We start from the raw sequence: 7,666 nt of genomic DNA on the forward strand, positions 1-7,666 counted from the left end.
GGGGGCCGGCCGGCGCATGGCGCCGACGCGGCGGGTCAGCCCTTGAGATGCGGGCGGGGGATCAGGCGCCACACCGCGCCGGCGGGCGCCAGCAGCAGCGAGGCGCCGTAGATCGCGCTCGCCGTCAGGATGATGGTCGGCCCGGAGGCGACGGCGTGGTGATAGGAGACGAGCAGGCCGACGAAGCCGGAGAGCGCGCCGGTGCCGGCGGCGATCACCATCATCAGCGGCAGGCTGCGGGTCCAGAGCTGGGCGATGGCGGCCGGCAGCATCATCAGGCCCACGGCCATCAGCGTGCCGAGCGCCTGGAATCCGGCCACCAGATTGAGCACCACCAGCAGCAGGAAGGCGAGGTGGTAGACCGATCCGCGACCGCCGACGGCGCGCAGGAAGCCGGGGTCGAAACACTCCACCACCAGCGGCCGGTAGACGAGGGCGAGCACCACTAGCGTGAAGGAGGTGATCGCCGCCACGAGGTAGAGCGCCGCGGCGTCGATCGCCAGGATCGTGCCGAACAGCACATGCAGCAGGTCGATGTTGGAGCCGCGCAACGACACGATCAGCACGCCGGCGGCGAGCGAGGTGAGGTAGAAGGTGGCAAAGCTCGCGTCCTCGCGCAGCACCGTGGTGCGGGTCACGAGGCCCGACAGCAGCGCCACCGCAAGGCCGGCGATCAGCCCGCCGATGCCCATCGCCGTCAGCGACAGGCCGCCAGCCAGCAGGAAGCCGATCGCGGCGCCGGGCAGCACCGCATGGCTCATGGCGTCGCCGACGAGGCTCATCCGCCGCAGCATCAGCAGCACGCCGACCGGGCCGGCGCCAAGCCCGAGCGCCACGCAGGCCACCAGCGCGCGGCGCATGAAGCCGTAGTCGAGGAACGGGTCGAGGACGAGGGCCGCGAAGGTCATGCCGCCGCCCCGCCGCGCCGGCTGCCGTGACCGTGATGATCGTGGCCATGGTGATCATGACCGTGATGATCATGGCCATGCGGGCCGTCGTGCGGATCGTGGCCATGCCCGTCGCCATGGCCACGGCCATGGCTGTCGCAGGCATTGGCCTCGTCGTCCCAGCGCTCGGCCATCGCCCGGGCGGCCAGAAGGTTCTCCGCCGTCATGGTCTCGCCGGTCGGCCCCCAGCCGATCTGGCGGCGGGCGAGCAGCAGCGTGTCGGGGAAATGGGCGCGCACCTGGTCGAAGTCGTGCAGCACGGCGATCACCGTGCGGCCGTCGCGATGCCAGCGCTGGACGATGTCCAGGAGGTCGCGGGTGGTGCGGGCGTCGATCGCGGTGAAGGGCTCGTCGAGCAGGATCACCTGCGCGTCCTGCAGCAGGAGGCGGGCAAACAGCACCCGCTGGAACTGGCCGGCGGACAGGGTGCCGATCGGCCGGCGCTCGAAGCCCTCCAGCCCGACGGAGGTCAGCGCCCGGCGGGCGTCGGCCACGCAGCTGCGGGAGAAGGCGCGGAAGGCGCCGTGGCTGCGCCAGGCGCCGAGCAGCACCGTGTCGGCGACGGACAGCGGGAAGCTGCGGTCGATGTCGGCGGCCTGCGGCAGGTAGCCGATGTCGCGGATCGACAGGCCGCCGCGGTCGATCTGGCCTTCCGACACCGGCATTTCGCCCATCAGCGCCTTGAGCAGCGTCGACTTGCCGGCGCCATTCGGACCGGCAACGGCGGTCAGGCTGCCGGGCGCGAAGCTGCCCGAGAGGTGATGCACCGCCGGGTGGCGGTCATAGGCGACGGTCACGTCGCGGAAGCGGATCTCGCGCGGCATCATGGCAGCACCACCGCCCACCAGACGGCGAGCCACAGCAGGGCGAGAATCGCCGCGACGCCGACGAGGCGTTCGGCGGCCGAGCGGGCCATGAGGGAAGAGACGAAGGGGTCGCGGGATGTCATCTTGGCCGTCCAGGTTCGCCGAAAGCCATAAACGTTATGATATAACATTTCAATCGGAAAAATGTTCGCGACCGGCGGTCCTCCGCCCACCTTGCCGGCCGGCGCAAGGCGCAACGCTGGCGCGCGTGCGTTGCGAAAACGTCACGCTGGCGGACTCCTTGGCGGTCTCGCGTGAAAGTGACCTGCCGCGCCCTTTCCAAGCGCGTAGATTCGGGGCTTGTGGACATCACCTCCTCCCAGACACATCCGATTGCCGCGAGTTGCCATGACCGCCTTTTCCCGTCGACGCTTCCTCACCACCGCCCTGCAGGGCGCCGCCCTCACGGCGCTCGGTGCGTGTGCCAGCGTGCCGATCACCACCGTGCGCCCCAATTCCTGGACCGCCAGCACCGCGCCGATGGCGCCCGGCCTCGAGCCGGCCATCCAGCCGTTCTTCGTCGACCCCGGCCTCGACAACGCGCTCGAGGGCGATCCCGACTACATCGCGATGTATGCGCCGATCAGCACCGAGCCCTTCCCGGTGCGTGCCGTCGATCCGCTGCGCTTCGACCCGAAGTTCCTGCGCCAGCGCGTGCGCTACTCCACCGACATGCCGGCCGGCTCGATCGTGGTCGATCCGACCGCGCATCTGCTCTACTTCGTGCAGGACGGCGGCTGGGCCGTGCGCTACGGCGTCGGCACCGGCAAGGCCGGCTTCACCTGGAGCGGCGAGGCCTACATCAAGTTCAAGCGCGAATGGCCGGACTGGTATCCGGCGCCCGAGTATGTCGCCCGCCATCCGGAACTGCCGGCCAAGCTCGCCAAGCTGCAGAGCGGCATGGGCATCGAGGGCGGACCGCGCAATCCGATCGGCGCGCGCGGCCTCTACCTCTGGCAGGACAACGTCGACACGCTGTTCCGCATCCACGGCACGCTGGAGCCCTATTCGATCGGCACCAGCGTCTCGTCGGGCTGCATCCGGATGATCAACCAGGATGCGATCGACCTCTACAAGCGCGTCCAGGAAGGCGCCCGCGTCCGGGTCATCGGCCCGGGCGAGGGCACCCAGGCGATCGCCTCGATCTGAGATCGGGCTGAGGCCGGGCCTCCTCCGGAACTCCCCCGCCACGGACGCGTTCGTGGCGCAGGGGGGCCGGAGGGCAGGGGGAGCCGGAGGAGAGAGCCATGCCGAAGGGTGACAAGTCGGCCTATACCGACAAGCAGAAGCGCAAGGCGCAGCATATCGAGCAGAGCTACGAGGACCGCGGCGTCGATCCCGACGAGGCCGAGAGCCGCGCCTGGGCGACCGTGAACAAGGAGAGCGGCGGCGGCAACAGGAGCGGCTCGGGCCGCGGCACCCCTGAGACCCACGCCTCCTCACGACGCGGCGGCCGCATCGGCGGCGCCGCCTCCGCCTCGCGCAGCCGCGAGGACCGCTCCGCCGCCGCCCGCAAGGCGGCTGCCTCTCGCACCCCGGAACAGCGCTCGGCTTCCGCCAAGAAGGCGGCGGCGACCCGCAGGCGGAAGACGGACAATGCCTGAATTCCCGGCTTCCACATCGGCATCTTTGCGCCTCATCGAAAGCCTGCGAGCCGAGCCGTAAGCCGTGTCGTCTCTCCGCCCCCACCCTGAGCCTGTCGAAGGGCGGGGGCGCCTCGCCCTTCGAGACAGCCGCTTCGCGGCTTCCTCAGGACAAGGCCGAGCCGCAGAGAGGGTCAGTCGATCGCCATCACCACGCGGCCGTCGATCTGGCCGGCCTTCATGCGGGTGAAGATGTCGTTGATGTCGTCGAGCTTGCCCCAGCTGTAGTGCGACTTGACCTTGCCCTCGGCGGCAAAGTCGATGGCCTCGGCGAGATCCTGACGGGTGCCGACGATCGAGCCGCGGATGGTGATACGGTTCAGCACCACGTCGAAGATCGGCAGCGGGAAGTCGCCCGGCGGCAGGCCGACGAGGGCCATGGTGCCGTGGCGGCGGGTCATGCCGAGCGCCTGGGCGAAGGCCGGGCGGGAGACGGCGGTGACCAGCACGCCGTGCGCGCCGCCATCGGTGGCCTTGCGCACTTCGGCGACGGGGTCGCCATGCAGGGCGTTGACGGTCGCGTCGGCGCCGAGGTCCCTTGCCAGCGCCAGCTTGTCGTCAGAGACATCGACCGCGAGGCAGTGGAAGCCCATGGCCTTGGCGTATTGCACGGCCATGTGGCCGAGACCGCCGATGCCGGAGATCACCACCCACTGGCCGGGGCGGGCTTCGGTTTCCTTCAGGCCCTTGTAGACCGTGACGCCGGCGCACATCACCGGGGCGGCGGTGCCGAAGTCCATGGCGTCCGGGATGTGGCCGACATAGTTCGGGTCAGCGAGCACATATTGCGCATAGCCGCCGTTGACCGAATAGCCGGTGTTCTGCTGCGCATAGCACAGGGTTTCCCAGCCGGAGATGCAATGCTCGCAGTGGCCGCAGGCCGTGTAGAGCCACGGCACGCCGACCCGGTCGCCTTCCCGGACGTTGCGCACGCCGGCGCCGACGGCGGCCACATGGCCGGAGCCCTCGTGGCCGGGGATGAACGGCGGCTTCGGCTTCACCGGCCAGTCGCCCTCGGCGGCGTGAAGATCGGTGTGACAGACGCCGGAGGCGGCGACCTTCACCAGGATCTGGCCGGGCCCGACTTCCGGCATCGGCACCTCGTCGATCGTCAGCGGCTTGCCGAACTCGCGCACCACGGCGGCTTTCATGGTCTTCGCCATCGGTCGTCCTTTCACATCTCGTCCGGTCCCGGACAGGTGAGGCCACTCTGGAGGCGGACGGGGGCGGGGGCCTTGATCCGTGTCAAACGGACGCCATTTTGTATGATGACTGTTTGATGACAGTCGGTGGCCCCGGGCGCTGGAGGGGGTGATGTGGCGGTCATCCGCGGACATCGATCCGGCGCCGGCCAGATTTGCCCTTGACCTTGCTTTTCGCGAGGACTAGCTTCCGCCAACTGCAAATTGGGACGAGCCATGTCTGCCAAGCTGATCGTACTTAGAAGGCGCACCGTCACGAAGGCTCTCGTCTAGAGCCTGCGAACGACATGGTGCGCGACCCAAGGCCCCTCGGAGGGCCTTTTTTATTACCCGGATTCCTGACCCAACATCGCGAACAAGAACGGCGCCACGACTGTCCCGACGGCAGGGGATCGGCGCGAAGACCCGGAAGGATAAGGTCCATGACACGGCAAATGACCGGCGCCGAGATGGTTCTGCAGGCACTCGTCGACCACGGCGTCGACACCATCTTCGGCTATCCGGGCGGCGCGGTGCTTCCGATCTACGACGAGCTGTTCCAGCAGGAGAAGGTGCGTCACGTGCTGGTCCGCCACGAGCAGGGCGCCGGCCACATGGCCGAAGGCTATGCCCGCTCCACCGGCCGGCCGGGCGTTGCCCTCGTCACCTCCGGCCCCGGCGCGACCAACATGGTCACGGCGCTGACCGACGCGCTGATGGACAGCATCCCGGTCGTCTGCATCACCGGCCAGGTTCCGACCCATCTCATCGGCACCGACGGCTTCCAGGAGTGCGACACGGTCGGCATCACCCGGCCCTGCACCAAGCACAACTGGCTGGTGAAAGACATCGCCGACCTGCCGCGCATCCTGCACGAGGCCTTCCGGATCGCCACCACCGGGCGCCCCGGGCCGGTCGTCGTCGACATCCCGAAGAACATCCAGTTCCAGACCGGCACCTACTACGGGCCGAATTCCGGGACCAAGGACCCGCACTACAAGACCTCGGCCTATCATCCGCAGGTCAAGGGCGACGACGCGGCGATCCGCGACGCCGTGGCGCTGATGGCGGCCGCCAAGAAGCCGGTGTTCTACACCGGCGGCGGCGTCATCAACTCCGGCGACGAGGCGACGCGGCTGCTGCGCGAGCTGGTCCAGCTCACCAATTTCCCGGTCACCTCGACGCTGATGGGCCTCGGCGCTATCCGGCCTCCGGGCCGAACTGGCTCGGCATGCTCGGCATGCATGGCACCTATGAAGCCAACCTCGCCATGCACGACTGCGACGTGATGGTCTGCATCGGCGCGCGCTTCGACGACCGCATCACCGGCCGCACCGACGCCTTCTCGCCGACCAGCCGCAAGATCCACGTCGACATCGATCCGTCGTCGATCAACAAGAACATCCGCGTCGACATCCCGATCGTCGGCGACGTCGCCAGCGTTCTGGGCGAGATGGTCGCCGCCTGGAAGGCGCTGACGCCGGCGCAGGACAAGGATGCGCTCGGCGCGTGGTGGAAGCAGATCGCCGTGTGGCAGGCCAGGAAGTGCCTGCGCTACAAGGCGTCGGACAGCGTGATCATGCCGCAGTTCGCGATCGAGCGGCTGTATCAGGCCTCCAAGCACCTCGACACCTACATCACCACCGAGGTCGGCCAGCACCAGATGTGGGCGGCGCAGTATTTCGGCTTCGAGGAGCCGAACCGCTGGCTGACGTCGGGCGGCCTCGGCACCATGGGCTACGGCTTCCCGGCCGCGCTCGGCGTGCAGGCAGCCCATCCCGACGCCTTCGTCTGCTGCATCGCCGGCGATGCCTCGATCCAGATGAACATCCAGGAGATGGCGACGGCGATCCAGCACGAGCTGCCGGTCAAGGTCTTCATTCTCAACAACCAGTACATGGGCATGGTCCGCCAGTGGCAGCAGCTGCTGCACGGCAACCGCCTGTCGCACAGCTACACTGAGGCGATGCCCGACTTCGTGAAGCTCGCCGAGGCCTACGGCGGCCACGGCATCCTCTGCCAGAACCCGGCCGAGCTCGACGACAAGATCGCCGAGATGATCGAGGTCAAGAAGCCGGTGCTGTTCGACTGCCGCGTCGCCAGCCTCGCCAACTGCTTCCCGATGATCCCGAGCGGCAAGGCGCACAACGAGATGCTGCTCGCCGAGGATGCCTCGGACGAGGAGATCGGCAGCGCCATCGACGCCAAGGGCAAGATGCTGGTGTGAGGCAAGGGGGAGGGGCGGTGCCCGCGGGTGCCGCCTCCGTTCCGGCCACGGAATTCGAAAGTCACGACAATGCTCAAGAACATCGAACGGGGACATGGCCCGATGATCGTCGCAGGTGAATCCCGCTCCGCCTACTTCCTGCAGGAAGAGGAAACCAAGATCGAGACGCACACGCTCTCGGTGCTCGTCGACAACGAGCCGGGCGTGCTCGCCCGCATCGTCGGCCTGTTCTCCGGCCGCGGTTACAACATCGAGAGCCTCACGGTCTCCGAGGTCGAGCACGAACGCCACGTCTCGCGCATCACGCTCGTCACCACCGCGACGCCGCAGGTGCTGGACCAGATCAAGAACCACATCGCCCGCCTCGTGCCGGTGCACCGGGTGATCGACCTCACCCGCATGGGCGACGCCATCGAGCGCGAGCTGGCGCTGATCAAGGTGGCCGGCACCGGCGAGCACCGGGTCGAGGCGCTGCGCCTCGCCCAGGCCTTCGACGCCAAGACCGTGGACGCGACGCTGGAGAGCTTCGTGTTCGAGCTGTCCGGCATGCCGGCCGAGATCGACCGCTTCGTGAAGCTGATGACCTCCTGCGGCCTCGTCGAGGTGGCCCGCACCGGTCTGGCGGCGCTGTCGCGCGGGAAGGACGGGCTTTGAGGAGACAGGTCGCGGCGCTTTCGTGTGCCGCACCCCCCTCATCTGCCCTTCGGGCGCCTTCTCCCGCGAGGGGGAGAAGGGAATTCACTTGCCGAACGGCTTCACCCGTCCACGCCACATGGTGCCTTGTCGTTCACCAAAATCCTTC

General features: G+C 68.4%; 7 protein-coding genes and 2 pseudogenes. 5 read left to right on the plus strand and 4 right to left on the minus strand.

The window, feature by feature from the left end:
- Positions 1-35: 35 nt before the first annotated feature.
- The 3 genes from A6302_RS08695 to A6302_RS25275 are packed head-to-tail and all read right to left on the minus strand — an operon-like array spanning position 36 to position 1,896.
- Complete coding sequence (locus A6302_RS08695) at positions 36-908, minus strand: metal ABC transporter permease (RefSeq protein WP_069306708.1); 873 nt, start codon at positions 906-908, stop codon at positions 36-38.
- Positions 905-1,774 (minus strand): metal ABC transporter ATP-binding protein, encoded by an 870-nt coding sequence (locus A6302_RS08700; RefSeq protein ID WP_425349139.1) that lies wholly within the window; start codon positions 1,772-1,774, stop codon positions 905-907. Before A6302_RS08700 ends, A6302_RS08695 begins: the two co-directional genes overlap by 4 nt.
- Positions 1,771-1,896 carry a hypothetical protein gene (locus A6302_RS25275; RefSeq protein ID WP_280938983.1) on the minus strand — a complete coding sequence of 42 codons (126 nt, stop codon included), beginning with the start codon at positions 1,894-1,896 and terminating at the stop codon, positions 1,771-1,773. Before A6302_RS25275 ends, A6302_RS08700 begins: the two co-directional genes overlap by 4 nt.
- A gap of 265 nt (positions 1,897-2,161) precedes the next feature.
- On the opposite strand from A6302_RS25275, the gene A6302_RS08705 reads away from it, so the two are divergent.
- Both A6302_RS08705 and A6302_RS08710 read left to right on the plus strand, forming a co-directional pair.
- On the plus strand, positions 2,162-2,962 hold the full coding sequence (locus A6302_RS08705; RefSeq protein WP_083255634.1) for a L,D-transpeptidase: 801 nt from the start codon (positions 2,162-2,164) through the stop codon (positions 2,960-2,962).
- Positions 2,963-3,060: 98 nt separating this feature from the next.
- Positions 3,061-3,417 carry a plasmid stabilization protein gene (locus tag A6302_RS08710; RefSeq protein WP_069306709.1) on the plus strand — a complete coding sequence of 119 codons (357 nt, stop codon included), beginning with the start codon at positions 3,061-3,063 and terminating at the stop codon, positions 3,415-3,417.
- Positions 3,418-3,590: 173 nt separating this feature from the next.
- On the opposite strand, the gene adhP is transcribed toward A6302_RS08710, so the two are convergent.
- On the minus strand, positions 3,591-4,619 hold the full coding sequence (gene adhP / locus A6302_RS08715; protein WP_069306710.1) for an alcohol dehydrogenase AdhP: 1,029 nt from the start codon (positions 4,617-4,619) through the stop codon (positions 3,591-3,593).
- A gap of 461 nt (positions 4,620-5,080) precedes the next feature.
- On the opposite strand from adhP, the pseudogene A6302_RS26135 reads away from it, so the two are divergent.
- From A6302_RS26135 to ilvN, 3 genes and pseudogenes are all read left to right on the plus strand, one after another.
- A pseudogene (locus A6302_RS26135) lies at positions 5,081-5,591 on the plus strand (thiamine pyrophosphate-binding protein); the annotation flags it as partial.
- Positions 5,592-5,677: 86 nt separating this feature from the next.
- Positions 5,678-6,864 (plus strand): annotated as a pseudogene (locus A6302_RS08720) (thiamine pyrophosphate-dependent enzyme); the annotation flags it as partial.
- A gap of 102 nt (positions 6,865-6,966) precedes the next feature.
- Complete coding sequence (gene ilvN, locus A6302_RS08725) at positions 6,967-7,518, plus strand: acetolactate synthase small subunit (protein ID WP_069306714.1); 552 nt, start codon at positions 6,967-6,969, stop codon at positions 7,516-7,518.
- The last annotated feature ends 148 nt before the right edge of the window (positions 7,519-7,666 follow it).

This window comes from Methylobrevis pamukkalensis (assembly GCF_001720135.1).
In the GTDB taxonomy this organism is placed as follows: domain Bacteria; phylum Pseudomonadota; class Alphaproteobacteria; order Rhizobiales; family Pleomorphomonadaceae; genus Methylobrevis; species Methylobrevis pamukkalensis.

Coding starts and splice junctions, on each gene's coding strand:
- A6302_RS08700 (WP_425349139.1), bottom strand. CDS start 1,774: ATGATGCCGCGCGAGATCCGCTTCCGCGACGTGACCGTCGCCTATGAC.
- A6302_RS25275 (WP_280938983.1), bottom strand. CDS start 1,896: ATGACATCCCGCGACCCCTTCGTCTCTTCCCTCATGGCCCGCTCGGCC.
- A6302_RS08710 (WP_069306709.1), top strand. CDS start 3,061: ATGCCGAAGGGTGACAAGTCGGCCTATACCGACAAGCAGAAGCGCAAG.
- adhP (WP_069306710.1), bottom strand. CDS start 4,619: ATGGCGAAGACCATGAAAGCCGCCGTGGTGCGCGAGTTCGGCAAGCCG.
- ilvN (WP_069306714.1), top strand. CDS start 6,967: ATGATCGTCGCAGGTGAATCCCGCTCCGCCTACTTCCTGCAGGAAGAG.
- A6302_RS08695 (WP_069306708.1), bottom strand. CDS start 908: ATGACCTTCGCGGCCCTCGTCCTCGACCCGTTCCTCGACTACGGCTTC.
- A6302_RS08705 (WP_083255634.1), top strand. CDS start 2,162: ATGACCGCCTTTTCCCGTCGACGCTTCCTCACCACCGCCCTGCAGGGC.